The following is a 26,036-nucleotide window of genomic DNA, read 5'->3' as shown; positions in this document are numbered from 1 at the left end:
ATTTTTAATAACCTGCATGATAGAATGTTTTAAGTTGTGGAATCTCTTTTGGATTCTAGTTATTGTAGGTAGTGATGCCTTACAGGAGGTGAATGCAATGCCAAACATTAAATCCGCTGTTAAACGTGTGAAAACAAACGAAAAACGTCGTTTACTTAACGCTTCTCAAAAATCCGCTCTTCGTACAGCTGTTAAAGCTGCTGATGTAGCTGTAGCTGGTAACGAAGTTGAAGCTGCTAAAAGTGCAATTCAAGTTGCTTCCAAAAAGCTGGACAAAGCTGTAACTAAAGGCTTAATCCATAAAAATGCAGCAGCTCGTAAGAAATCTCGCTTAGCGAAAAAATTAAACGCTCTTTCCGCACAAGCGTAAGGAAGCGAAGAAAAAAGTCCTCGAGAATTTATTCTCAAGGACTTTTTTGTGTTTTATTACGATGCAGCAAGACGCAGCAGGAATAATTCTAGGCCAAGTACCTTATCTCTTCGGCCTGTCTTAATCTCATAATCCAATTCCGCAATGCTGGATAAGATTGCAGCAAGCCGCTGCGCCTCGAACTTCCGAGCTTGTTCGCTCGCTAACTTGACCGCATAAGGATGCAGACCTACCTGGGAAGCAATCTGTTGAGCGGAATAGCTCTGTCTCGTCAGTTCTTTCACCTGCAGCATAATGCGGAACTGTCTGGCGATGAGCGCGATGATCTTGATCGGCTCTTCCCGCTGCTTCAGCAGATCGTAGAGAATCGATAACGCACGGTCCACGCGAAGGTTCGCGATCTCCTCGATGAGTGCGAAGATGTTCTGCTCAGTATTCCGAACGACCAGTTCTCTTACGACCTGTGCTTCAATTGTTCCCCCTGTTCCTACATAGAGACTTAACTTACGAATCTCCGCCGCTAACGTCTGCAGATGCGTTCCTGCATGATTCACGAGTAATTCAGCGACTTGTGGAGCCATCTGAGCTCCATTCTTCTCCGCTTCCTTCTCCACCCATTTCAGCAGCTCCTCCGCACTGAGAGGCATGAATGAAATGACAGCTCCCTTTTCCTTCACCGTCTTCACTACTTTTTTCCGCTCGTCCAGCTTCTCACCTTGAATCATGAAGACAATGACGCTGTATTCGGCAGGACTACTCAGATAAGCCATCAAATGCTCAACGCGATGCTCAATTTTCCCAGATTCTTTCCCTCCAGCCATAAAGATGGAAGGATCGCGTACGACAATCAGTTTACGCGGAACGAGAAAAGGCAACGTTTGCGCTTCATCGATCACCGTATCAATTGGCACTTCGCCAAGATCGTATTTGCTGAGCGCAAAATCTCGATGCTCTTCTTCAATGAGTTGTTTCGTAAGCGTCTGGACGAACTCTTCCATTCTATATTTTTCGGTCCCGTAGCAGACATAAACCGGCTGTATATTACCTTTGTGAATATCTCTTAATGCTGTTTTGGCATCCAAGCCCGTTCCCCCTCTGCAAGGCTAGCAACAATATAACCCCGAAAACTTATAAAATCTATACTATCAAAAAAGGCCATCCCTCGCAAAGGAAATGACCTCATTCCGATTCGCCGCACAACAACAAAGGGATTACACTGAACCATCAGCATAATCCCTCTGTCCCACAGCATCTATATAAACATTCGCGAAGAAGTCCGGTTCTTCTTAGCGAACGGTCATACGACGCAAGGGGCGCCGCAGACTTCATGGTATAGTATACGGCGGCCGCAGCAATGTGTGCATACAATTCGAATAAAAATTATGATTTGGACTTCTTGGTTTTTTCTTTCTCTTTTTCTTTCACTTTAACTTGTACCACTTGTTCCTCACCCAATTGACCGTCTGCTTTGCGAGGGGTAAACGTATAGGTTAACGTTTTATTGTCCTTCGCCCACACCGGGTTTGCGAATACGCCGTCTAGGAGCTTCTGTGTATAAAGCTCTTTGTTCTTGGCATTGTATATGACGAACTTGTTCTTCTCAAATACGGCTCGGAATGCGCCGTTCGATGTGGTCGCCTCCACGCGGGAATCCGGATTCGCCGTGTCATATTCGTCGACGGCCAAGAACGAAGTTAAGCCTTGATCTCCCCCATCGGATTTCAAGCTGCGTGGCTCACCCGTTTCAATCTCCACCGTCACGGGCTGTCCTTCCTCAAGGTTTGCATTACTGGATGTACCCCCATCATTGCGCTGCGAGTCACCGCCCGTACCCTGTTGACCCTGTTGATCTTGATCTTGTTTCGTTGGAGGCGTCGGGTTCGCCAAATCACCTGTATTAGAGCTGTCATTGCCTGATTTGGATCCCACAGCGGGCTTCGTATCAGCTATCCCCTGATTACCAGACGTACCGCCGGTAGAATCCGTATTGCCTTGATGAGCTTTTGACGCGTCACCTGTCGTTCCCGATTTGGTGCCAGCAACTGTCGGCTCTTCCTTCGAAGCAGCATCTGCAGATCGGGCGTCCGGATTCTCCGCATCCTTTTTCTCGGTACCCGTCACGTCATCTTGGGGGACAGCTTGCTCGGCTGATCCCGTTGGAACTTGGCTGGTTGAAGGAGACGACGCATCGATCTGCATCTCGACCTTCTTATCCACTGCCGCTGATTCTTGTGAACTCATTAACTCCATGTCTGCTTGTTGAGCGGTATCCGGCTTATACGTAACCATAAATAGTCCTACGATAATGCCGGCTGCAACTACGCCGCCAATAGACCGGAAGGAGAGACGTTCCCAGAAACGCGGCTTCATCGGAACAACCTTCTGCGATTTCTCTGGCATCATTTGATGTTCACGTTCTCGATCAATTTGGTCAAGCTGTGGCATGATGGCATCGACAAGACTATACTTCGGCATAACTTTCGGCATATTCTCGAGTTCAGCAGATAGGTGTCTCAGGCGTTCGAACATTTCGGAACAATCCGAACATTGCTTCAGATGTTCCATCAGGTGAGTGGATTCCAACTCATTAAGATCAGCATCCAAATATCTATTCATTAATTCCATCACCTCTGGACAATTCATCATCGAACACCACCCTTCTGATAATCTTGAAGTAAGCTTTGTAATTGTTGCCTTGCCCTGAATAAATACGACTTCACTGTATTTAAGGGCAAGTTCAGTGAATCTGCAATTTCATTGTAGGAGAAATCTTGTAAATATCTCAGTACGACGACCGCACGATGGTGTTCGGGAAGCTTCTCGATCGCCTCTTGAATGTCCTTGGCAACATATGTGGATAGAACCTCACGTTCCACATTGTCGTCCCCCTTGAACACGAGTTCATGTTCCTCAATAGAGACCGATGGCTTTGTGCGTCGAAATTTATCAATACAAATATTCGTTACAATGCGTTGCACCCAAGTCTTGAACTGAGCCTTCTCTTCATAAGAATTAATTTTCGTATAGATACGGATTAATGCCTCCTGAGAAGCATCCATAGCATCCTGCTCATTATTTAGAATATAATAGGCCGTGCGATATACATGGGTTTCAATATTGCGCAATAGAGTAATGAGTGCGTCGCGATCGCCCGACTGAGCAGCTCGAATGAGTTGTTGCTCTACCACTACTAGGATCCTCCTCTCTTGCAACATTACAGACGGCATGATGCCTCAATTTGTTGCAATGTTGCTTCGATATTTCTTCATAAAAATTTGGTAATCTTCATTTCGTCACGAGATGACGACTAGAGTCTTGTCTAAGGATATCAGAAAATGATAGGCACGACCACTTTCCTATGGATTCTTCTGCCGAACTTGAATCCCCACATTTGTCACTTTCATCTGAATCTCACCTTGTTGATCCGTACGAAACACTTGAATGCGGTTCGCCTGCAATCGTTCCATCACGATCGGGCTCGGGTGTCCGTACAAATTCTTCTCTCCGACGGAAATGACTGCCGCTTGCGGCCTCCAGAACTGAAGCCATGCGTCAGAGGATGATGTCTTGCTGCCGTGATGTGCAACCTTAAGGACGTCGATTCGCTGGGATCCCCCTTGCTCTAAGCCCAATCGATCCAGAATCTCCTGCTCAACGTTAACGCCCATATCGCCTGTAAATAAAAAAGTAGATTGTTTGATATGTAATAGGAAGGCGACAGACGCATCGTTTTGTTCATCCATCTTCGTTATACGCGCATTATTCATGAATGTTGCGGAGGGAGACAGGAATGTAAGCGACGTCTCATCATCCATACGCAACGAGGCGGGTTCACCAGCAGCATAGAGTGGAATACCTAATGCAATTGCGGTCCGGAACAGCTTCGAGATCGGTTGATTTTCCTTCAGCGTACCATTAAATACAAAAGCATGAACAGGAATTTCTTCTATTACTGCTTGCAGTCCTCCAGCATGGTCTTGATCTTCATGCGTCATGATTAATACATCGATCTGCTGAACCCCTCTCTGCTTCAACAACGGGACCAAGGTCTTACGGCCTACCTCATAAGGATCCTGTCTAGCCTTCCAGCGATCTGCTGGTTTATTGAACCGTACCGTTCCTCCGCCATCGATCAGCATTATCTTCCCAGACGGCGTCCGAATCAGAATACTGTCTCCTTGTCCGACATCAATAAATTGAACATTACCTTCCCGATTCAAGAGCATTGGTTGGTATGCATAGACAAGAATCAAGGCGATCGCGATAAAATATGAAGTGCGCAGCAAAATTGTGCGTAATGCGATCCTGTTTGGGTGAAGACGCTTGGACAACGATTCGGACGACGTCAGAGGTACTGTCTCTTCTTCGGACACGGCCTGCGCCGGTGTCCTTTGAACAGCCGTTAATGACATCTTGTTGAGATGAGCGAATCCAAGCCCAATAAGCCCATAATAGACCACAATCCACCACACCGGTGGCGTGGGCCAAGTCATAATAAAATGCCTCGAAGCATTGAGCCACTCGATCAATTGAAACGTCCACCCATTTAACCATTCCGTCGGCCATACGAGAACTTTTGCAGCGGCAATATGAATGTAACTCCCCGCTAGAGCGAATGTCCCAAGCGGTAAGATGATCAGACTAATGAAGGGAACGAGCACAAAATTAGCGATCAATGAGAGCCATGACACTTGGTTGAAATAATAGATGGTTACTGGAAACGATACAATCTGGGCGACACAAGTAATCGACACGAGGCTCGCGATCGCCTTCGACCTGATGGGCAGCAATCGCTGCAGTGGCGGAACCCATAAGATCAGTCCAGCAGTGACAATAAAGGAAAGCTGGAAGCTTACATCCAGCACTTGATACGGATTCCAGAGCAGCATCAAGAATGCTGCGAGACTTAGAATGTGCAATCCATCCTTAAGCCATTGCCGCCGGAGCGCATAGAGCGAGATCATCGCCATGATTCCCGCACGAATAACGGACGGCGAAGCACCTGAGAGCAATACATAGGGAGGGATAAGGCCAATAACAATAAGAAGGCTTGTCTCTCTCGTTAGACGAAGACGCCGGAACAGCCACAAGAAGAACCCGACATAGACGGCGACATGAGTTCCCGATATCGCGAGAATATGCGTAAGCCCAAGCTTCGAGAAATCACGAAATTTCTCAGGATCAAGGTCCCCACTATCTCCGATGACCAGACCTTTCATATAGCCATCATGCGGTGGGGCGAAGATGCCCGACATTTGATTCCCTAATTGTTCTCGCAGCTTATCATTGATTCGCAGCAGCGTCTGCTCATTCCATCCAGAAGCCGATGCGACTTGAATAGAAGCGAGCCCTTTGGCACGAAGGGTGTAATGGATACGTTTCAGCCGAAGATACGCACGATAGTCGAAGCTATCGAAGTTTCGTGCGACGGCTGGAAGACTGAGCGATCCTGTCATACGTAAGGTATCCCCGCGCTGCCACAAGCCGGCTGCAGTCTGCTGTGTCTGCTCCGTCAATTGGACCTGAACCATCACCCTCTCCGATAATGCCTGTTGGTCCAGCTTCCCGCCAACGGACAGCTGATGTAATCGAAGAACAAAGCTTACCCGATCTCCATCCACTTCTACCTTCGAATCAATAATGCCTGTCCCTTGCACAGCTTCTAGCGCTGCTGCTTCTATACCTGCCTGTCCAATCATTTCGGTAATCTGACTCGTATTCCGCTGATCAGCCCACCAATAATTCAGTATGCCGAAGATGACCGCTGCACCGCAGAGCATTGCCAGTCTCACTGAAGCGGCCCGCATCCATAGAAGAAGCGGGATGCCGATGAACAGCACCCCGCAACCAATCATCATGAGTAAAGTTCCTTGCCACATACTTGCGAATCCTGTACCGAGCACGAAGCAGCTGACGAGCCCGACGAGTGGGCGTCGATCGATCATATTTATTCATCCTTTCTGTATACGACAAAAAAACCTCTACCCATCCCGCCTGATCTCACTCAGGAGGATGAATAGAGGTTCTTCCTCATAATAACTTTTCGAGTTAATTGGATACTTGCATAATCGTATCCTGCGGCGGCTGATAGCCCGCCAAATGTCGGAATACAATACCTTTCGTCTTCATCATCGTGATTACCTTCTCACTATCCTTTGGATACGGGCGGTGATATACGATTTCGACAACACCACTGTTCGCCAGCATATTCGCACAGGTCCAGCAAGGCTGATCGGTCACATAGACAACAGAACCTTCGCGATCAATCCGATCCGTGAACAATAGCAGATTCTGCTCGGCATGAATGGTCCGTACGCAGCGCTGCTTCTTGATCATCTCTTCACGGCCGTCGACCATTTTCAGTTCGTATTCTTCCGCAATCATACATCCGGCTTCTTCGCAATCAGGTACACCCATCGGAGCCCCGTTATAAGCCGTGCCGAGTAACTTCTTCCCTTGCACCAGTACGGCACCGACATGGCGCCTTGGACAGCGGGAGCGGGTTGATACCATATAAGCAATATCCATAAAATAGGTGTCCCAATCTTTACGCATGTTCGTCTCATCTCCAGCAGCTATTCATATGGGATCATTGTAGCATTTTTTGAGACGCGTGTATAATTCCATTCGATGACAGATCGCTCAGAACACAAGATTAGAGCGCGAGCTTCGACTGCATCTTCGCATAGATCTTCGGTCCGATTCCCTTCACCTTGCGCAGACCTTCGATCGTGCTGAACTTCCCGTGCTGCTCACGATATGCGATAATCGCCTTCGCTTTACTCTCACCAATCCCCGGTAGCTCCATGAGCTGCTCCATCGTCGCCGTGTTAATATGAATCAGGCCTGATGTATCGTTATGCGAGACTTCCGCTGCTGTAGCATTTGCACTTCCCGAACTTGTTACCGGTTCTGGTATCGTCGATGCGGCAGCTTTGGGCTTCTGCGTCTCTTGCACAGCTTGTCCTGACGCGCTCACAGGTCTGACATCCGGTTTCGGAGGTTCGACAGCGAGTGCTTGGGCCATCGGCTCATTCAGCTTCGTCCAGCCTGGAATCCCTGTGATAGATGTCGAATGTATCCACGCAAATACGAGTATACATACACCAATGCATACACAACTGAACAAAATCCAACTTTTTGGGCCTGATACGGGTTGTCCGTACGGTTCCATTCATTCACCTTCTTCATTAAATATTCAATAAAACTCGCATGTTGGTCAAACTGTGTTGCATATATTGTGAGAAAACCTCTTTCGGGGCTTATTCAATGATGAGCGACCGCGTTTAGAGGTAGGTTTTATCGCCAAACAGAATATGGGTGTTTCGTTTCTAACGAAACTTATAAAATTCTATTGTGGTGAGATAATGTTGTGCTTAAGGAATGGCATAAAGGAGGAATCGGGATGAAAGTAGGATTCATCGGAACGGGGAGTATGGGCAAGACGCTGATCGAATCGTTCATTGAATCCGGTGCACTTGAACCGGGGCAAATTATCGCCAGTAATCGAACCATGCAGAAGGTTCATCAATTGGCTTCTCAATATCCGGGGTTACAGATTGCCAGCACCAATACCGAGACGGTGATTGGGAGCGACATGATATTTCTATGCGTTAAACCGTCGCAATTTAAGAGAGTCACAGAAGAGATTGAATCGGTGGTCACCGATCATCAAATTCTTGTCTCCATTACGAGTCCGGTACAAATTCGACATCTCGAAGATCATCTGCGATGTAAGATCGCCAAAATCATACCGAGCATCACGAATTCCGTACTTAGCGGTGCTACATTGTGTATGTATGGTAGTCGCATTAAAGGAGAAGACCGGCTGCTCCTGGAAGATTTACTGCAATCCATTAGTCGCCCTGTGCTGATTGAGGAACATAACACACGGGTGACTTCGGATTTCTCCAGCTGCGGACCGGCCTTCATTGCTTTTTTCGTAAAAAAATGGATTGATGCGGCAGTTGAGATGACAGGAATTGACCGCGAGCAAGCAACCTGTCTCGTCAGCGAGATGATCCTTGGCACCGGCAAGCTGCTCACCGAAGGCGGACTCACCCCTGAACAAGTTCAGGAGCGAGTATCCGTTCCCGGCGGCATAACTGCCGAAGCGATCCGTCTGCTCGACCAAGAGATGCAAGGCGTATTCCATCAACTGATCCGCACCACGCATGACAAGTACAATGAAGATCTCGATAAACTAAATGAGCTCTTTCACCTGCCAGAGGTTAACCGACGACAATATTAACGAGCTTGCCTTTAACCGCGATCACTTTACGAACAGATTTGCCAGCCATCGCTGCTTGAACACTTGCTTGATCCATGGCTTTGGCCTGCATGCCTGCTTCATCTAGATCTTTGCCGATCATGATACGCTCGACAATTTTACCGTTCACTTGAACGACAATTTCAACCTCTGCATCAACGGTCAATGCTTCGTCATACGTTGGCCATGCCACGTAAGAGATGCTGCCGGAATGTCCGAACCGCTCCCATAGCTCTTCCGCCATATGCGGTGCAAGTGGGGACAGCATTTGGATGAAGTTCTCCATCGCTTGGCGCGGAAGCTCTTCGGCTTTGTATGCATCATTAATGAAAATCATCAATTGGCTGATCGCCGTGTTGAAGCGTAACCCTTCGAAATCCTCGGTTACCTTCTTCACGGTGCGATGCCATGTGCGCTTGAAGGATTCGCTGCCTTCGCCATCGACGATCTTCGGATTCAGTTGACCGTCATCCGTAATCATTAGACGCCATACGCGAGCTAGGAAGCGATATGAACCTTCAACGCCGCTCGTATTCCATGGCTTCGTCGCTTCAAGCGGTCCCATGAACATTTCATACATACGAAGTGTATCTGCACCGAATTCATTCACAATCTCGTCCGGATTGATAACATTCCCGCGGGATTTGCTCATTTTCTCATTATTCGTTCCAAGGATCATCCCTTGGTTAACAAGCTTATGGAATGGTTCCTTCGTTTCTACGATCCCTAGATCATAGAGAACCTTATGCCAGAAACGTGCGTACAACAAGTGAAGCACCGCATGCTCTGCACCGCCGATGTACAAGTCTACCGGAAGCCAAGCTTGTTGCTTGTCTTTCGCGCACAGCTCATCATTGTTCTTCGGATCGATGAAACGTAGGTAATACCAGCAGCTGCCCGCCCATTGCGGCATCGTGTTCGTCTCACGGCGAGCCTTCATGCCTGTCTCTGGGTCAACCGTATTCACCCACTCCGTTACATTCGCAAGCGGCGATTCACCTGTACCCGATGGTTTGATATTCTCCACGTCCGGTAGAAGCAGCGGCAACTGATCCTCAGGGATCGTCTTCATCGTGCCATCTTCCAGATGGATGACCGGAATCGGCTCGCCCCAATAACGTTGACGGCTGAACAACCAGTCGCGTAGACGGTACGTGGTTTTACCTTGTCCTTTGCCGTTCGCTTCAAGCCACTCGATCATCTTGGCCATCGCATCTTCTTTGTTCATGCCATCAAGGAATCCAGAGTTAATGTGAGCGCCTTCCCCCGCATAAGCCTCTTCCTGAACATTTCCGCCCTCTACGACTTCAATAATCGGCAGGCCGAATGTTTTCGCGAATTCCCAATCGCGCTCATCATGTGCAGGAACTGCCATAATTGCACCGGAACCGTAACCCGCAAGTACATAGTCGGCGATCCAGATTGGCACTTTCACGCCATTTACAGGGTTAATCGCATACGCGCCCGTAAATACGCCCGTCTTCTCTTTCGCAAGATCCGTACGCTCCAGATCGCTCTTATGCGCCGCTTTATCTTGATAAGCCTTCACTGCATCCGCTTGTTCTGCTGTCGTAATCGCAGCAACCAGCTCATGCTCAGGTGCAAGCACGCAATAAGTAGCACCGAACAACGTATCTGGACGCGTCGTGAAGACCGTCAATTGGCCCTCGTGACCATCGATTGCAAAGTTCACTTCTGCACCCTTGGATTTACCGATCCAGTTACGCTGCATATCTTTGATGCTCTCTGCCCAGTCCAGCTCTTCTAGATCATCTAACAGACGATCCGCATAAGCCGTAATCTTCAGCATCCATTGACGCATCGGTTTACGAATAACCGGGAATCCGCCACGTTCGCTTTTGCCATCGATGACTTCTTCGTTCGACAGCACCGTTCCGAGTTCTTCACACCAGTTCACCGGCACTTCAGCAACATAAGCTAAGCCCATCTTGTACAACTGGATGAAAATCCACTGGGTCCATTTGTAATACTCTGGATCCGTCGTGCTGATCTCGCGATCCCAATCATACGAGAAGCCTAGCGACTTAATCTGGCGGCGGAAGTTATTAATATTCTTCACCGTAATATCGCGTGGATGCTCACCCGTATTCAAGGCATGCTGCTCTGCCGGCAAGCCGAACGCATCCCATCCCATCGGATGAAGAACGTTATACCCTTGCATGCGCTTATAACGCGACACGATATCCGTTGCGGTGTAGCCTTCCGGATGACCTACGTGAAGCCCTGCACCCGACGGATAGGGGAACATATCCAGCGCGTAGAATTTCTTCTTGCTGGAATCGTCGACGGTCTTGAACGTCTTGTTCTCGTCCCAGAACTTCTGCCATTTCGGCTCGATCAGGAACGGGTTATACCCTTGTGATTGCTGAATCTCTTGTGTCATAAATCCTTCATCCTCCTACAGTAACTAGCGCAATTTGCAATGAGCAACCCGGAAACATATCCTTCCAGTTGCATTAAAAAACCCCTCATCCATAGCGAAAAAATGTCGCTAGGGACGAGAGGCGAATCTCCCGTGGTACCACCCTAGTTAGCCCTTGGCATGCTTTGCCGAGTGCTCCCTCGATGCCCTTAACGCGGGCCAGACGATACGATTTGATCCGGTTACCGGAGTTGATCGTATGACTCAGAGGCGAGTAGATTTTGACGAACCATCGGCTTGCACCACCCGCCGACTCTCTGACAGACTTCGATCAAAAACGTATATTCCTCTTCATAGTCTTCTATATCCTACTACATATACCTTCTTTGCATTATAAAAAAAGGACATCGCATATGTCAAGGCTGCTCCGCTATTTCACCGCGATATAGAACAGGCGTCCTGTCTCCTCATCCGGCGCTTCCCACGTAAAGTCCCCGAACAAATGCACTTCCTTAAATCCAACGGCCTGAAGCTGCTCCGTGATCCAAGATGGATCATACGCCCGTTCGATATGTACCTCTTCAAAACGTTGGAAGAGATCCTGCTTCGCGGAAGCCTCAGCCTGACGCGCAAAAATCGTAAGATGATGCTCGATTTCGCACCGCTCGGTATCGAGATCGCAAGTCCATAAATAAGCGACGTTGTCTTCATTATAGATGAACGGCTGCTCCGCTTCATACTGCTCGAACTGCCGCGGATGGTGGACATCGAAGATAAAAGTTCCACCTGGCTTGATCGATGCATAGGCGCGCTGCATCGTCTGAAGGATATCCTCCTCTTCCAGCAGATAATTCAGACAATCGCAAAAGGAAATCACGGAATCGACTGGCCCAGGCAACTCGAACTCTCGCATATCTTGCTCGATTAGCCGAACCTTACCTTCGCGAAGCAAGCGGCTGCCCACCACGGAGCTCTCAAGCTTCTGCTGAGCTACGGCGAGCATATCTGACGAAAGATCGATCCCTGTGACGTGATACCCTTCGCTTGCGAGCGGAATCATCAGGCTTCCCGTCCCGCAGCCTAGATCCACGATCGTCTTCGGCTTACCGTACCGCGCCCATGCTTCACGTGCAAATGCCAACCATTCCGGGTAAGGCATGTCCGCCATCAGTTCATCATAGACATAGGCGAATTGGGCATAAGAGGTCGTCATTTGGACTCCGAATCGGACGGTGATGCGTTATCGGCAGGCTTCAAATGCGTCCAATTGTCTTTCTGCGTGATAAGGCCTTCCCGCATCAACTTGCCAAGCGCCCGCTTGAATGCTGCCTTGCTAATGCCGAACCGCTGCTTGATAATGTCCGGTGGGGTCTGATCGGAATAAGGCATTGCGCCATTCGGACGTTCCTTCAAGAACGCTAGGAGACGATCCGCATCTTGATCACGTCCAACTTCTTTGCGCGCTGCCATGGAGAGATTCACACGGCCATCCTCACGGACGAAGCTGACCCTCGCTTTCACACGTTCACCAAGTCGAAGCATTTGCAGACGCTCCGAGCTATGAATCATACCGATCGCGCCAAAACCAAGCACACCCCCGTCGACGAGGACGAATGTTCCCATTTGAAGCGTCTTGTAGACGGTACCTTCTACCCATTGATTGAGCCAAGAGCTCGGCGCATGAAACGCAAGCGGCGCGAGTTCCCGTTCGCCAGCAAGCTTCGCTCTCAAGCGGCCTTGCTTGTCATGCTCCATGATGACGAACACTTTATCGCCAACTTTCGGATGCAGCTCTTTAAGCTCGGGAAGCTCACGAATCGGCAGCAGCAGCTGACGACCAAGTCCCATCTCGAGGAAACATCCAAGTCTTGGATGAACATCAGCAACTTCCAGCATCGCCATATCGCCAAGCGTCAGATAAGGTTTCTTCATGGTCGCAGCCAATCGATCTTCTGTATCGTAGAATATGAAGACCTCAACGATCATCCCCGGTTCTACTTTGCCGATAATCTCGGAATAGTGAAGGAGAACATCCTGCTCCCCATTCGTTAGAAAAAAGCCGTAAGGCGAAACCTCACGGTCGATTGGTAAATGATTGATCGTTCCTGCAATTAGACTCATAGATTCACAACTTTCGCATCCGACCAAAGACGTTCGATGTTATAGTATTCACGTTCATCACGGTGGAAAATATGCACGATAACATCGCCAAGATCCATCAGCACCCAGCGTGCAGTGTCAGTCCCTTCAATACCGCGAATAATGCCTCCTTTTTCTTGAACGCGCTTGCGAATTTCTGTCATGATGGCGTTCACTTGGGTATCGGAATTACCATGGCAAATCACAAAATAATCAGCAATCAAGGAAATGCCTTGTAAATCAAGTGCGACGATATTCATCGCTTTTTTATCTTCTGCCGCAGCAACGGCGAGGTTTAATATTTCTTTGGATTGAACGGGCATGCGTCAACCTCCCAATTGTTGAATTAAATCATTTCTCGCATCAATCGTGAGCGGGAAAATCCGTTTTTTTCTGGATACCAATAGTTCTATCGTCGAGTCGAATCCGGCAATTAAGCCTTCTTCTAAGCTATGGTTGGCTAACTGACGAATATTATTCACCCCTGGAAAATCTCTTCCAGGTTCGATATAGTCTGCAAGGCAGACGATTTTATCCATTAACGTCATCTGTACACGGCCGGATGTGTGATAACGAATCGCATCAAGCACCTCGATATCGGTGATGCCGAACTCTTGCTCAGCTACCACGGCGCCTACTGGCGCATGCCATAGCTGCTTATCATGTTCCAGGAGTATCGCAGGCAGCTGCTCGTCGATGATGATGCGTTCCATCCGATCCGTCGACCAATATTTGGCCACATCATGCAAGATGGCTGCGAGCTCTGCGCGAACCGGATCTCCTCCGAATCGCTCCGCTAACTCGATTGAAGTCTGCATCACGCCTAACGTATGCGCCCAGCGCTTCTCCGGCATTTGTCCACGTACCGCTTCAATAATGGCCTCACGGCTTCGATTCATATAGATCATTCCTTTGAATGAATTCATGAACGCGATCCGGCACCCGGTACCGAATCGACTTGTCTTCGCTGACGCGCTCGCGAATCGTCGTGCTTGACAATTCGAATAGCGGCACCTCCAGCATCGTCACTTGATCTCGAATATGCGCAGGAAGATGATCGAGCTGCAAGGTCGTTCCAGGCCTGCCCACGCCAACAAAGTTAATGCGTTCGGCGAGTTCATCAATCCGGTGCCACTTCGGCAAATAATTCACCATATCGGCCCCCATCAAGAACGAAAATGCATGATCCGGGAATCTCCGCTGCAATTCTTCAATCGTATCGATCGTATAGGATACGCCCCCGCGCTCCATTTCGATATCCGTGACATGAAATAATGCATTTCCTTCAATCGCAAGTCGGATCATCTCTAGCCGCTGCACACCCGTCGCGAGAGGCTGACGAGACTTGTGCGGCGGATCTGCCGCAGGCATGAACCATACGGCGTCGAATGCCAAGGCTTCACATGCATGTTCTGCCAAGAGTAAATGTCCGATATGAATGGGATCGAATGTCCCCCCAAATAAACCGACCTTCACCATGTGACTTGTCGCCTCTATTCCAGAGCCTTAAGGAAGCTCGATTTGCTTATGTTCGCGGGATTCCTTATACAAGACAATCGTCTTCCCAATCACTTGCACGAGCTCCGAATTTGAACCCTCGGCAAGATCACGAGCAACTTCATCACGATCATCCATGTTATTGTTCAAGATCGATATTTTAATCAGTTCACGCGTCTCAATCGCTTCATCAATATGGCGGATCAATTGATCGTTAACGCCGCCTTTACCGACTTGAAAAATCGGGTTCAAATGATGGGCGAGCGAGCGTAAATAGCGTTTTTGTTTTCCTGTTAACATGCGTATGATAAACCTCCAATTTTAACTTTGAGCTGCTTCTTACGTTAGGGATTGCAGCACAGTTTGCCGCATCACTTCGACAGGCGCAGCCTGACCTGTCCAGTATTCAAATGCATAAGCCCCTTGATAGACGAACATCCCAAGTCCGCAATGTGTACGACTGCCGCGTAACCGAGCCTCTCGTAAAATGGCCGTCTCAAGCGGATTATAAATCAGGTCGCTAACGATTAGATCTGTGCGGAATCCTTCTAGAGCAAGCGGTGATGCATCCACATGCGGGTACATGCCAACCGACGTTGTATTAATGACGATGTCGACATCGGAGCGAATCTCTGGGACAAGTCCTAGTTCAATCGCGCGAATATTCCCATATGGCTGTAAATCTGCTGCTAATTCTTCGGCTCGTTCGACCGTTCGATTCGTAATCCAGATTACCTCAGGTAATTCTTGTGACAAGGCATAGACGATTCCGCGAGCAGCACCGCCTGCGCCAATGACTAATATTCGCTTACCTCGCAAATTAGATTCTGCTTCCTCCCGAAGCGATCTGACATAACCAATCCCGTCCGTATTATAGCCGATCAGCTTCCCATTGTCATTGACTATTGTATTCACCGCGCCAATAACCCGCGCTCCTTCATCCACTTCATCTAATAATGGAATGACATCCAGCTTGTGAGGAATGGTGACGTTAATCCCACGATAACCCAACGCACGCACACCGCGGATGGCATCCTCCAGCCTGTCAGGCAGGACATGCATTGCAGTATAGATGCCATCCAATCCAACAGCTTGAAGGGCGCTGTTATGCATAAGCGGGGATTTGGATTGACGAATGGGATCGCCAATAACCCCGAGCAGCATGGTTTCACTGCTTATTCGATTGATGAGATGATCCCCCATTGATTCCGTCTCTCCTCTAACGAAGCGGCATTTCAGGCCGCCTGAGTCCCATTATTTTTAGATCATTGCATCACGCGAGAGAACCTTAACACCCTTCGGTGCATGAATATTCACTAGCGCGCCTGCATCGGAGTTTACTTTAATCCAGCCTAGACCGGAAATAAATAGATCCATCTTGCTGCCTTTCGCCACGCGAATCTCATGTTTGGACCATGCCGGCAGATCGTCGATGTGCTCCTGATTCGGCGGGGCAAGCATGACGCCGCGATGCTCCGAATACAATTCATCCGCCCGCTCCAGCTTCGTACGATGAATCTTCAATCCATTCGACACGAAGCAGGTAAAGGATTGGCGTTCCCCTTGGACGAAATCAAATCGTGCCATGGCGCCGAAGAACAACGTCTGACCTTCATTAAGCTGGAATACAGTCGGCTTAAGCGGCCTGTCAGGCATGATCGCGCCCAAATCTTTGCGATTCACGAGCTCTGTAAGACGTGACGGATACACAATCCCTGGCGTATCAATAATGAATTTCCCGTCATCAAGCGGAATTTTCACGAGATCCAGTGTAGTCCCCGGGAACCGTGAAGTCGTTAATTCCCGTTCCATATCGCTATAATCACGAATCAAACGATTAATAAGCGTAGATTTCCCCACATTGGTCGCACCGACGACGTAGATATCGCGACCGCGACGATATTCCGCCACTTTATCAATCAATCGTTCGAAGCCTTGATTCTTCTTGGCGCTGCATAAGACGACATCGATGACTTTGATACCATGCTCCTTGGCCCGTTTCTGCACCCAGTTCGTTAATCGGTTCCAGTTCGTTACAATTGGCAACAAGTCGATCTTATTCACGACGAGCAACACGGGATTGTTACCAACGAACCGCTGCAGGCTTGAGATCAAGCTGCCGTCAAAGTCAAACAAATCAACGATATGAATCACAAGCGCTTCATTCTTCGATGCGCCTACTTGACTCAATAGACGAAGAAAATCATCTTGCTCGAGCGTCACGGATGCCGCATCATTATAATTTTTAATCCGGAAGCAGCGCTGACATATGACGGGTTCCCGTTCCAATGCCTGCTGTGGGATATATCCCGGTACTTCCGGCCGTTCTGTCTGTAATTTCACTCCGCAGCCTTCGCACGAGGTTACCGCGCCCTGCTCTCGTTGTTGTTCTGTCATTGCTTCTCCTCCTCGTGCCAAAGGCCCTTGTTCCGTAATCTTCGTAATATCAACTTTTCCATCCGCCGATTAAATCGCGTCATGACTCCTTCATCATGAATCGCAATCGGACTTACCAAAATGGTAAACAAGCCCGATCGATTTCCACCGAGCACATCTGTCATCATCTGGTCACCAATTACAATCGTCTGCGCTGCCGATAGTTTCATCAACGTCAGCGCTCTCTGGAAAGGTCTGATCCTTGGTTTGCGTGCTGCATGCACGAACGGGATCTGGAGGGGATTCGTAAATTTGGATACCCGTCCTTCATCATTATTGGATACAATGATAATCTGAAACCCGATCTCCTTCGCACCCTCGAGCCATATGATCAACTCTGGCGTCGCGGACGGCTCCTTCGCCCCAACAAGCGTATTATCCAAATCGGTAATGATTCCTCGATACCCCTTCGCGTATAACGACTTAAGATCAATATCGTATACGGTGTTTACCCGAAGCTTAGGTATAAACTTCTCTAACAAATACGTCACCTCTGTTTCATACGACAAACTATACCATATTCTTTGTTTTTCGTGCAAAAAATTGCCGCCCGAATCGAATGAACGACGAGCGGCAAGATTCTGCTTCATTTATAAACGTTCCATAAGCTTCTTCATCTCCAGCTGCGCCCGGAACCAATCCTGTTCGGTCACCTGCTTCGTACTGTACATCGTTTGTTCGAACAATGCGAGCAGAACGTTCCAAGACCCACGCAGGCCCTCCATCTCCTGCTCCCACCTTGTGATGCTCTCGCGCAGCGTCTCATGATCTTCACGGCGAAGTCCTTTACGTCTGCAATATCGAATCCAATGCTCAGTTAGCACGACGAGCTTCTGGCCGCTGGACGGCCTGCGGCCTGCAAGCATCGCCCGCCACCAGATTGTCCCTAATAACCGATATTTCCAAACGAGGAACCACAGCGCAAAGATCAGGACGATGGATATTGCACCATAAATCATGAGCGGTGAAACCTCAGCTGGCTTGCCTGAATTCGTTACTTCGTTCTTCAAGGTCTCGTCTGCTTGGATTGGCAGGGTAGACGCTTCTTGTTCTGCCTGCGGAGACGCTACCGGAATAGAAAAGCCTGGCGTTGCCTCAAAAGGGACCCAGCCATACCCTTCGAAGTAAACCTCTGCCCAGGAATGGGCATCCGCGTTGCTGATATAATAGGTCCCTTCTTCACGCTGCATTTCCTCTTGCATGGCATAAGAGGACATCTGATCGGGTCGCGGACCCGCTTTGGCACCAGTCATATAACCTTTCACCCATCTCGCTGGGATCCCGAGCGATCTTGTCATCACGACGAGCGAGGTCGAGAAGTAATCACAATACCCTTCTTTGATTTCAAACAAGAAACTGTCGACGAAATCGTTGCTCATTTTCCACGTTAAATCAGGTTCGTTCGTATACTTCAAGCCGCTCGTCGTTAGGTACGTTTTCAATGCGCTCACTCTATCGTAATCATTGCTTAACCCCTTCGTAATCGACTGCGCTAAATCATGGACACGACGAGGAAGTTCATTCGGCAGCTTTAGATCATCCACGAGATCCGTCGGTAACGAAGTTCTCTCCATCGCGGAGACACGGCGCAGTTCCTGTTCATCGATCTCCGGGATCTGCGATACGATCGTATATTGCTTCGGATACGTTGGCGCTGCGGTCTCAGCCCAGGTCAAGGTTGACGTATTCGAATCCCAGCGCAGGTTCGACATGTTTCCTTCCCCGCCGATCGCGCTGACCTGACGGATAGGATAGGCGCCGAACAAGACCGGATAAGGCTCGGCCCTTGTTACGGTTACCGTCGCCGTCAACTCGATGCCCTTGGAGAACTTGACGCCCTTAGAGTCTAAAGGCTGATTTAACGTGACGAAGTTGAGGTCACCGCGATTCTTCTCAGGCGGAAGCTCCCAGCCTTTTCCGGTATAGATCGACCGCGTCTCGCCGCGCCAATAGCTCTTCCGATTCGTCGTGATCTGCATGACATTACTATAGTCAAAAGTAAACCCGCTGCCGAGTTCACTATCATCCCGGCCATACCCCGACCGATAGATGCCGACCTGAATTTTCTCCCCATCCTTCGCGTTATAGAACACCGGCACCGCTTCGCCCTTCCAAGTCTTCCATAGAGTGTAAGGGTCTGTTACCAGCGGCGCCGTCGAAGGCATGCTGATCCCAACCAAGAAAATAATCGAGAGCAGAAGCCCGACTGTCGTGATCAGTCGCAGCGGATAGGACGCCAAATGCCGCCATCCCTCGGGATACTTGTCCCTTAGCACCACACAATGCGCCGTAATTAACCAAGCAAGTCCGAGCAGCATCGTCCAGGCAGCAGCAAGCCATAAGTTCATAGTCGTGAACGAATCCAGAATAGCAAGTCCTATCATCTGGAGGACGATAAGCGCCACGATCCGCACGCGGCTGCGCACCCATCCCATCATGAATTCCAGCAAGACCCATGCGCCAAGCGCAAATAGGATATAAGGAAACATGCTCTTGGCAAACTCAACGGTATTCTCCAGCGCATGTTCGGACGTTGCAGCGTACAAATGATAGGCGCGCAGCACCTGGTAATGAATCAGCAGCATAACCAGAACGATCAGCACTCGTCGAATCCACAGACGAAGTGGGATGAAGAAATGGATCACTACCGCACTGATCAGCGTCAGGCGAACAATCTCCATCGTCTCCTCCCACCAAATCGTCTCTAAGGGCTCGGTCCATTGCCACAGCATGGCTGCCGCATACAGCATCATGAGTTGATGAAGTCCATCGGTTCTAAGATTTCGAAATAATACTGGCAGCCACTTGCCCATTAGCCCACCCTCCTAACACCACAGGAAGTTCTTGCAATTGACGAATCGAATACGCTGGAATGCCTCTGGACATGAGAAAAGCACTCCAGTTGTCTTGCGATGTGCCGTCCGGGTCTGCCAAGTGAATATGGCTCACACCCATCTGCTTCTGCTGAAGGAAGCTAAAGAGCCTCAAGACCTTGTCATTCGCATTTGGACTGATCAATACATAGAAACTCCCGTGAACCGATTTCGCCCCCATCTGCTGCAATCGGACACTCATATCTTGGTAGCCATCCGCTTCTGTCTCCATGAGATGATCGCCCATCAGCTTGTGGTGATGCGCTGAACTGCCTGCATCAAATGCTTCTGCGGTTTTGCCAAGGGAAATGAGTCCTATTGGAATGTGCCGTTCTCGCCCGTAGGCCAGCAGTGAAGCCGCCACTGAAATCGCAAGCTCGAATTGCGCCTCCGTATAGTAATGCCGCTGCGTCCGATCGAGAATCAACATCATGGAAGGCAACGATTCGCGCTCGAATTCTTTGGACTTCCAGTGCCCTGTTTTCGCCGTCGCATTCCAATGAATGCGTGATATCCGGTCGCCATAGATGTATTCCCGCACGCCATTAATTTGGGTCGTCTCTCTTGTCGATCGCTGAATAAAAGCATTTCGGCCAAAACCTTGCTCTCTGGCATCGAATATTTTCCACTTGGGAATCCGAATCGTGTGGGGGAGCACGGAGAACTGCGTTGGTACCGTAATTGCGCCTTTATGCTGGAACAATCCAATAACATCTTCCATCGCACACTCCGATTCGCCGAAGCTATAGAACCCTCGCCGCAGATTCGATAATGGATATCGCATGACACACTGACGGTTCCAATCCGGAAGTACAAGTGATTCGAACGTTCTCGTCTCCCCATGTCTTCGGACCAATTGATCACGAAGCAGCACATAAGGTGTAATCCCGATCGGTTGAACTTTAATCGTTAGTTTGGCCTCAATCGAATCGCCTGCATGAAACACTAATCGATGCTCGCCCTCATAGAGCAGCTCACGTTTCCCCGTCGATTTCGATATCCCGCTCCACCTGCCAATCAACAGATAGAGACATAAGAGGGTCATCATGGCGAGCAGCATGAAGGAGGTCTTGCCCCCTTGAAAGAGAAAGAAGAGCAGACAAACACACCACATCGTGACGATCATCCAGAACCGAAGCGAGTATCCTGACTTCCCGCTAGGCCGGAGCTTCAACCGAGACGCAAATGGCTTCATGCGCATGCCTCATCGCTCCATTCTTATGGGAGCATCCACCTGCTTCAAGACTTGTTCGATAAAAGATTGCGGCGACACCCCTTCCATACGCGCTTCAGGACGAAGGGTGATGCGGTGTGCAAGAATATACGGCGCAAGCTGCTTCAGATCATCCGGGAGTACGTAATCGCGGCCATGCAGGAATGCGAATGCTTTTGCCGCTGACATGAAAGATACCGACGCCCTTGGACTTGCGCCAAGTAATGACAGTGCATGATCTCTGGTCTTCCGCACAATCTGAACCAAATAGTCACCGACTGCAGGATCGATATGCACATTGCGAACTTCCGCTTGCATGGCCGATAATTGCTCGAGATCCGTAACGCTCTCTACGGTATCAATGGGTTGTCCATATTGATGGGAATACAGCAACTGCTTCTCTGTCGCTGCATCTGGGTAGCCGAGCGATATACGCATCATAAACCGATCCAATTGCGCTTCCGGCAGCATATAGGTCCCATCAAATTCGATGGGATTCTGCGTCGCAAAGAGCATGAACGGCTGTGGCAGCGCATAACTCTCACCGTCAACGGTCACATACCTTTCTTCCATCGCTTCGAGAAGGGCAGACTGCGTTTTCGTCGTCGCACGGTTAATTTCATCTACCAGTAATATATTCGTGAACACCGGACCATTGCGGAATACGAATTGTTCCTCACCCGGGTGGAAGATCGATACGCCTGTAATATCGCTAGGGAGTAGATCCGGATGGCATTGAATGCGTCTGAATTGGCCATGTAAGGTTTTGGCTAGGGCTTTGATTAATTGTGTTTTGCCTGTACCCGGCACATCTTCTACAAGCACGTGCCCTCCTGCTAACACAGCTGTAAGGAGCAGCTTAATCTCTAGGCTCTTGCCAAGGATGCATCCTTCAAGCTGGGTCTGAATCGCTGAAATCGAGTGCGTATACGAGTTCATATTCATGGCGCAACAACCCCTTCATCATCTGATAAAATATTCCATTTCATATATTTTACCTGATGAATAATAAGGCGTATATAGTAGAGTTTTACAGCGTTATGTGTTGTTTCCCACAAAAAAAGATGAAGACTTTTTTTTGCAGATGAACAAAAAAATAGACAAAGAGCGTAGTGACGAATATTTCATCACATCTCTTTGCCTATTTCATAACACTCCATGCCCCTCAGCCTTTAGGCTTCACGAAGAGCGAGGCGAGAAACGAAAATATAATCGCAGACGATATTCCTGCACTAGTGACTTCGAATATCCCCGTGATTACACCTACCCACCCGTCTCGTTTCAGCTCCGTTAGGGCACCGTGAACAAGGGCGTTACCAAAGCTAGTAATCGGTACGGTCGCCCCTGCGCCTGCAAAATCAATCAATGGTTCATACAAGCCAAATCCATCCAGGACAGCGCCTACAACGACAAGTGTCGTCATCGTGTGTGCAGGCGTTAATTTGAACACATCAAACATTAATTGCCCGATCACGCAGATCAGACCCCCAATAACAAAGGCCCAAAGAAACTGCACGATTCATCCCTCCAGACTTCCTCAACCTGCTGCATACTGCACCAACAATTACATTATGAGTTATTCGAGGTCTGGTTATGCGAACCATGAAGATATTCATCAGGATTAAACCGCCGAAGCGAGGCGAGCTTAGGCAGCAGGATAAGAATAAAGACCAGTAAGATTACGCCCATTCCGATGACAGCTGCTTGAATCGGCACCCTAGTGCTTAAGTATAGATAAATAAATAGCCCAATGATCGTTAAGGAATTCTCAACCAGATTCTGAACGGCAATTGTCTTGCCTGCGCCGACTAAATCTTTGCCAACCGTCTGCAAAATCGTATTCATCGGAATGAGGAAGATCCCCCGAATACCCCGATGAAGAACAACATGATGACGGAGAGGATGATATTGTGCATAAAAGCTGTAATCAGTACGCAGAACACCATCAGGAACCCGAAATAATAGGATAAATACATCTTGCCTGCCGGAATCAATTTGGGCATGAGCACCGAACCGAGAACAACGCCAATCGCAGTACTGCCGATAATCATCGATTGCTGATCGGTATTCGTGATGCCCAGATTCGCTGGAATCCAAGCGACAAGCGCAATCCGAAGCACAGCAGCTGTCAGCCAGAACGCCCCTGTCGCAATAAGTGAAAATTGAGCTTGCGGATGCCGGAACAACGTACGTGTGTCTTGAAAGAAACGTTTGGCTGCGGCCATGTACTGAATTTGCGAATTTCCCGGATGCTTCGGAATAAGGAACGTTAGCGCAAAGGACAGCCCATAGACGACAAAGCAAGTAATTAAACCCAGAAGATCTGAATACTCAGCAAGGAAACCGCCGATCACCGTACCTAAGAGAATCGCCAGTATGGTCGTACCTTCCACCTTCGAATTTGCGCGAAGCAGCTCCTCCTCGGTGGAGGTGAGTTCGGTTAGGATCCCGTATTTCGCTGGAGAGTAGATCACAGCTCCAATTCCGAGAATGGCATAACAGAGGATTGGATGAAGCCCGAAAATGAGCAGCAGAATAGCCGCTGCTTTGAATAGATTACCGACCATGAGTACGCTGGATTTGGCATTGCGATCCGCGAAGGAACCGACGAACGGCGCCAAGATGAGGAACACCGCGAGAAAACCAATCTGTATGTAAGTGACGGCTTGATCTGGATTCTCTAAGCCTTGCCGCTTCAGCATGCCGATAATGATGAAGAAGTTCAAATTATCGGAGAAAGCGCTCATGAATTGGGTCAACACGACCGAATTCACTGGATTTAGCCAACGTCGTGGCGGACGAGCAGACTCTCGTGTGTGAATCATTGTAACAATTCTCCTTATCCAAGTTCCTATTTTTTACTATTCAGAAATATAACATAACCCTCCGCATCTGACTATGCATTCCACCTTACGATATTGTAAGAATGACCATGCAGGCGCATGAAAAAAGCTAACCCGAACGATCAACAACGTGACGATCGGGCTAGCTCTATTCTTACGATGGTATGAAGGAATTAACCTTCGACGAGGTCTACTGCGCTCGCATTCGCAATCACCTGCGCCGGGTTCTTGCATCCAGGGATGACAGCCGTGACCGCTGGATGCTTCAAGCACCATGCTAGCGCCCACTTCGCCATATCTACGCCTTCCGGCACCTCTTCCTTCTGAATACGCTCGACTTCTTCGAGCTTGCGTCTAACCAAATCCGCATCATGACGGTGACGTACATCCGTTGCATCAAATACCGCCCCTGGCTTGTATTTGCCGCTCAAATAGCCACTCGCGAGCGGTACACGCGCCAGCACGCCGAGATCCTGTTCTTGGCATGACGGGAATACCCGATTCTCCGGCGTACGGTCAAGACGGTTGTACACCACTTGAATCGCCTGTGAATTCACTTGCGATGAAGCAGCCGTCTGATGCAGGTTATCATTGCTGCCGATGGATGTTCCCAGATGTCTGATCTTACCCGCTTGAATCTGCTTATCGAGCACCGTCCAGAGCGCATCGTTATCGAATGCTGCATCGGGACCGGAATGGAACTGATAAAGGTCAATATATTCTGTCTGCAGCGCCTTGAGGGAAGCGTCAAGCTGCTTCACGACATCATCCGCACCATATGAATCAGTACGTGTGAAGCGCTCATGGAAATGATGCCCGAACTTCGTGGCAATGATCCAATCCTCACGATTACGGCGTGCAATGTAGTTCCCGATGAACTGCTCCGAGAGATGGTCGCCATAACATTCTGCTGTATCAATAAGATTAATACCTAACTCTTTTCCTTGATCCAAAATCGCATCGACTTCATCCTGCGTGAACTGCTGCCCCCACTCGCCTCCGAACTGCCATGTACCCAGACCGACCACGGATACATTTAACTCTGTCTTGCCTAATCTACGATATTTCACTTCGATCGCTCCTTTATGTATAGGTTAGATTCATTTCAAGATATTCATAAGCATACACTTCTCTCGCGGATTGTGCCACCGTTCCTATACTGTCCCTTTCGTGCTCATGTATAGGTAGAGAATTTCCGCAGACACTATTCTTTGTGCTGCACCGCAAAAATAACAACAAAAAATATATTGACTTTATTTTTTATCGCAACTATACTAAGTACATGGAATTAATAAAGTAACAAACAAAAATATATTAACGAATCGAAAGGAATTGAAAATCATGACACAAACATTATTGCAAGCCATTGAAAACAGACGTTCCGTATACGGCATCTCGAAAGAAGCGGTCGTATCCGATGCACGTATACAAGAAATCGTTGAATTTGCGGTAAAACATACACCGTCTTCGTTCAACTCCCAAAGCGCTCGCGTCGTTGTTCTCTTGAACGAGCAGCACAATAAATTGTGGGATCTGACAAAAGAAACCCTTCGTAAAATCGTGCCTGCGGATCAATTCGAGCCAACTGCACAAAAAATGGAATCTTTCCGCAGCGGTTATGGCACAGTATTGTACTTCGAAGACAACACGGTGATCGAAGGACTTCAGAGCAACTTCGCAGCCTACGCAGACCGTTTCCCTACATGGGCGCAACAATCGAACGGCATGCTGCAGCTTGTGATCTGGACAGCACTCGAAGCAGAAGGCTTCGGCGCATCGCTTCAACACTACAACCCATTGATCGATGAGCAAGTACAGCAAGAATGGAACATTCCTGCAAGCTGGCAATTGGTTGCTCAAATGCCATTCGGCAAACCGGTTGGCGAAGTGGGCGAGAAGCAGTTCCAACCGCTTGACAGCCGTGTGAAAGTATTCAACTAATACGACGATCAACAACGTTAAAATAAAAGCCGACTATGGGCTCAGCCGCTTACGCTGTCCATGGTCGGCTTT

26 protein-coding genes are annotated in these 26,036 nt (G+C 48.8%); 3 read left to right on the top strand and 23 right to left on the bottom strand.

Annotation, left to right across the window (positions count from 1 at the left end; all coding sequences use genetic code 11):
* The first annotated feature begins 97 nt into the window (after nt 1-97).
* Nucleotides 98-370, top strand: coding sequence for a 30S ribosomal protein S20 (gene rpsT, locus GCU39_RS02815; protein ID WP_018756772.1), 273 nt, complete (start codon nt 98-100; stop codon nt 368-370).
* Between the two features lie 56 nt (nt 371-426).
* Here rpsT and holA read toward each other — a convergent pair whose 3' ends face one another.
* The 6 genes from holA to GCU39_RS02785 all read right to left on the bottom strand — a co-directional run bounded on the left by holA (nt 427) and on the right by GCU39_RS02785 (nt 7,544).
* Nucleotides 427-1,452, bottom strand: coding sequence for a DNA polymerase III subunit delta (holA, locus tag GCU39_RS02810; protein WP_152392116.1), 1,026 nt, complete (start codon nt 1,450-1,452; stop codon nt 427-429).
* A gap of 298 nt (nt 1,453-1,750) precedes the next feature.
* On the bottom strand, nt 1,751-2,986 hold the full coding sequence (locus GCU39_RS02805; RefSeq protein ID WP_193726743.1) for a zf-HC2 domain-containing protein: 1,236 nt from the start codon (nt 2,984-2,986) through the stop codon (nt 1,751-1,753).
* A gap of 26 nt (nt 2,987-3,012) precedes the next feature.
* Nucleotides 3,013-3,558: an RNA polymerase sigma factor gene (locus tag GCU39_RS02800; protein WP_152392114.1), complete on the bottom strand. Its 546-nt coding sequence runs from the start codon at nt 3,556-3,558 to the stop codon at nt 3,013-3,015.
* Nucleotides 3,559-3,726: 168 nt separating this feature from the next.
* Nucleotides 3,727-6,315: a DNA internalization-related competence protein ComEC/Rec2 gene (locus tag GCU39_RS02795; protein WP_152392113.1), complete on the bottom strand. Its 2,589-nt coding sequence runs from the start codon at nt 6,313-6,315 to the stop codon at nt 3,727-3,729.
* A 103-nt stretch (nt 6,316-6,418) separates the two neighbouring features.
* Nucleotides 6,419-6,925: a deoxycytidylate deaminase gene (locus tag GCU39_RS02790; RefSeq protein WP_152392112.1), complete on the bottom strand. Its 507-nt coding sequence runs from the start codon at nt 6,923-6,925 to the stop codon at nt 6,419-6,421.
* 100 nt (nt 6,926-7,025) lie between these two features.
* Nucleotides 7,026-7,544: a ComEA family DNA-binding protein gene (locus GCU39_RS02785; protein ID WP_152392111.1), complete on the bottom strand. Its 519-nt coding sequence runs from the start codon at nt 7,542-7,544 to the stop codon at nt 7,026-7,028.
* A 231-nt stretch (nt 7,545-7,775) separates the two neighbouring features.
* On the opposite strand from GCU39_RS02785, the gene comER reads away from it, so the two are divergent.
* Complete coding sequence (gene comER / locus GCU39_RS02780) at nt 7,776-8,621, top strand: late competence protein ComER (RefSeq protein ID WP_152392110.1); 846 nt, start codon at nt 7,776-7,778, stop codon at nt 8,619-8,621.
* Here the strand turns inward: comER and leuS are convergent.
* The 17 genes from leuS to GCU39_RS02695 all read right to left on the bottom strand — a co-directional run bounded on the left by leuS (nt 8,602) and on the right by GCU39_RS02695 (nt 25,093).
* On the bottom strand, nt 8,602-11,043 hold the full coding sequence (gene leuS, locus GCU39_RS02775) for a leucine--tRNA ligase (RefSeq protein ID WP_152392109.1): 2,442 nt from the start codon (nt 11,041-11,043) through the stop codon (nt 8,602-8,604). The two genes, comER and leuS, sit on opposite strands and share 20 nt — an antisense overlap.
* Nucleotides 11,044-11,452: 409 nt before the next feature.
* Nucleotides 11,453-12,235 (bottom strand): class I SAM-dependent DNA methyltransferase, encoded by a 783-nt coding sequence (locus GCU39_RS02770; protein WP_152392108.1) that lies wholly within the window; start codon nt 12,233-12,235, stop codon nt 11,453-11,455.
* Complete coding sequence (locus tag GCU39_RS02765) at nt 12,232-13,143, bottom strand: CvfB family protein (RefSeq protein ID WP_152392107.1); 912 nt, start codon at nt 13,141-13,143, stop codon at nt 12,232-12,234. Before GCU39_RS02765 ends, GCU39_RS02770 begins: the two co-directional genes overlap by 4 nt.
* Nucleotides 13,140-13,484 carry a ribosome silencing factor gene (gene rsfS, locus GCU39_RS02760; protein ID WP_152392106.1) on the bottom strand — a complete coding sequence of 115 codons (345 nt, stop codon included), beginning with the start codon at nt 13,482-13,484 and terminating at the stop codon, nt 13,140-13,142. Before rsfS ends, GCU39_RS02765 begins: the two co-directional genes overlap by 4 nt.
* A gap of 3 nt (nt 13,485-13,487) precedes the next feature.
* The gene (gene yqeK / locus GCU39_RS02755) at nt 13,488-14,060 is read right to left on the bottom strand and encodes a bis(5'-nucleosyl)-tetraphosphatase (symmetrical) YqeK (protein ID WP_152397059.1); all 573 of its coding nucleotides are present in this window, start codon (nt 14,058-14,060) and stop codon (nt 13,488-13,490) included.
* Nucleotides 14,044-14,637 carry a nicotinate-nucleotide adenylyltransferase gene (locus GCU39_RS02750; RefSeq protein ID WP_152397058.1) on the bottom strand — a complete coding sequence of 198 codons (594 nt, stop codon included), beginning with the start codon at nt 14,635-14,637 and terminating at the stop codon, nt 14,044-14,046. Before GCU39_RS02750 ends, yqeK begins: the two co-directional genes overlap by 17 nt.
* Nucleotides 14,638-14,667: 30 nt before the next feature.
* Complete coding sequence (yhbY, locus tag GCU39_RS02745) at nt 14,668-14,958, bottom strand: ribosome assembly RNA-binding protein YhbY (protein ID WP_018756787.1); 291 nt, start codon at nt 14,956-14,958, stop codon at nt 14,668-14,670.
* 39 nt (nt 14,959-14,997) lie between these two features.
* A complete protein-coding gene (gene aroE / locus GCU39_RS02740) occupies nt 14,998-15,861 on the bottom strand; it encodes a shikimate dehydrogenase (protein ID WP_152392105.1) in 864 nt (287 codons plus the stop codon).
* A 57-nt stretch (nt 15,862-15,918) separates the two neighbouring features.
* Nucleotides 15,919-17,055: a ribosome biogenesis GTPase YqeH gene (gene yqeH / locus GCU39_RS02735; RefSeq protein ID WP_152392104.1), complete on the bottom strand. Its 1,137-nt coding sequence runs from the start codon at nt 17,053-17,055 to the stop codon at nt 15,919-15,921.
* Nucleotides 17,052-17,576 carry a YqeG family HAD IIIA-type phosphatase gene (locus GCU39_RS02730; RefSeq protein WP_152397057.1) on the bottom strand — a complete coding sequence of 175 codons (525 nt, stop codon included), beginning with the start codon at nt 17,574-17,576 and terminating at the stop codon, nt 17,052-17,054. The genes yqeH and GCU39_RS02730 overlap by 4 nt, the downstream gene beginning before the upstream one ends.
* A 108-nt stretch (nt 17,577-17,684) precedes the next feature.
* A complete protein-coding gene (locus GCU39_RS02725; protein WP_152392103.1) occupies nt 17,685-19,907 on the bottom strand; it encodes a transglutaminase TgpA family protein in 2,223 nt (740 codons plus the stop codon).
* Nucleotides 19,870-21,162, bottom strand: a complete 1,293-nt coding sequence (locus tag GCU39_RS02720) for a DUF58 domain-containing protein (protein WP_193726742.1) — start codon at nt 21,160-21,162, stop codon at nt 19,870-19,872. The genes GCU39_RS02725 and GCU39_RS02720 overlap by 38 nt, the downstream gene beginning before the upstream one ends.
* Nucleotides 21,163-21,171: 9 nt before the next feature.
* A complete protein-coding gene (locus GCU39_RS02715) occupies nt 21,172-22,125 on the bottom strand; it encodes an AAA family ATPase (RefSeq protein ID WP_152392101.1) in 954 nt (317 codons plus the stop codon).
* Nucleotides 22,126-22,345: 220 nt separating this feature from the next.
* Nucleotides 22,346-22,696: a stage V sporulation protein AE gene (gene spoVAE, locus GCU39_RS02710; protein ID WP_152392100.1), complete on the bottom strand. Its 351-nt coding sequence runs from the start codon at nt 22,694-22,696 to the stop codon at nt 22,346-22,348.
* 53 nt (nt 22,697-22,749) lie between these two features.
* Nucleotides 22,750-23,025, bottom strand: a complete 276-nt coding sequence (locus GCU39_RS02705; RefSeq protein ID WP_152392099.1) for a hypothetical protein — start codon at nt 23,023-23,025, stop codon at nt 22,750-22,752.
* Nucleotides 23,022-24,005 (bottom strand): MFS transporter, encoded by a 984-nt coding sequence (locus GCU39_RS02700; protein ID WP_152392098.1) that lies wholly within the window; start codon nt 24,003-24,005, stop codon nt 23,022-23,024. Before GCU39_RS02700 ends, GCU39_RS02705 begins: the two co-directional genes overlap by 4 nt.
* A gap of 191 nt (nt 24,006-24,196) precedes the next feature.
* A complete protein-coding gene (locus GCU39_RS02695; protein ID WP_152392097.1) occupies nt 24,197-25,093 on the bottom strand; it encodes an aldo/keto reductase in 897 nt (298 codons plus the stop codon).
* 271 nt (nt 25,094-25,364) lie between these two features.
* Between GCU39_RS02695 and GCU39_RS02690 the strand changes: the two genes are divergently transcribed.
* Nucleotides 25,365-25,964 carry a nitroreductase family protein gene (locus GCU39_RS02690; RefSeq protein WP_152392096.1) on the top strand — a complete coding sequence of 200 codons (600 nt, stop codon included), beginning with the start codon at nt 25,365-25,367 and terminating at the stop codon, nt 25,962-25,964.
* Nucleotides 25,965-26,036: the final 72 nt, after the last annotated feature.

This window comes from Paenibacillus guangzhouensis (assembly GCF_009363075.1).
GTDB lineage: Bacteria > Bacillota > Bacilli > Paenibacillales > Paenibacillaceae > Paenibacillus_K > Paenibacillus_K guangzhouensis.
This window is presented reverse-complemented; position numbering and strand designations above follow the sequence as displayed.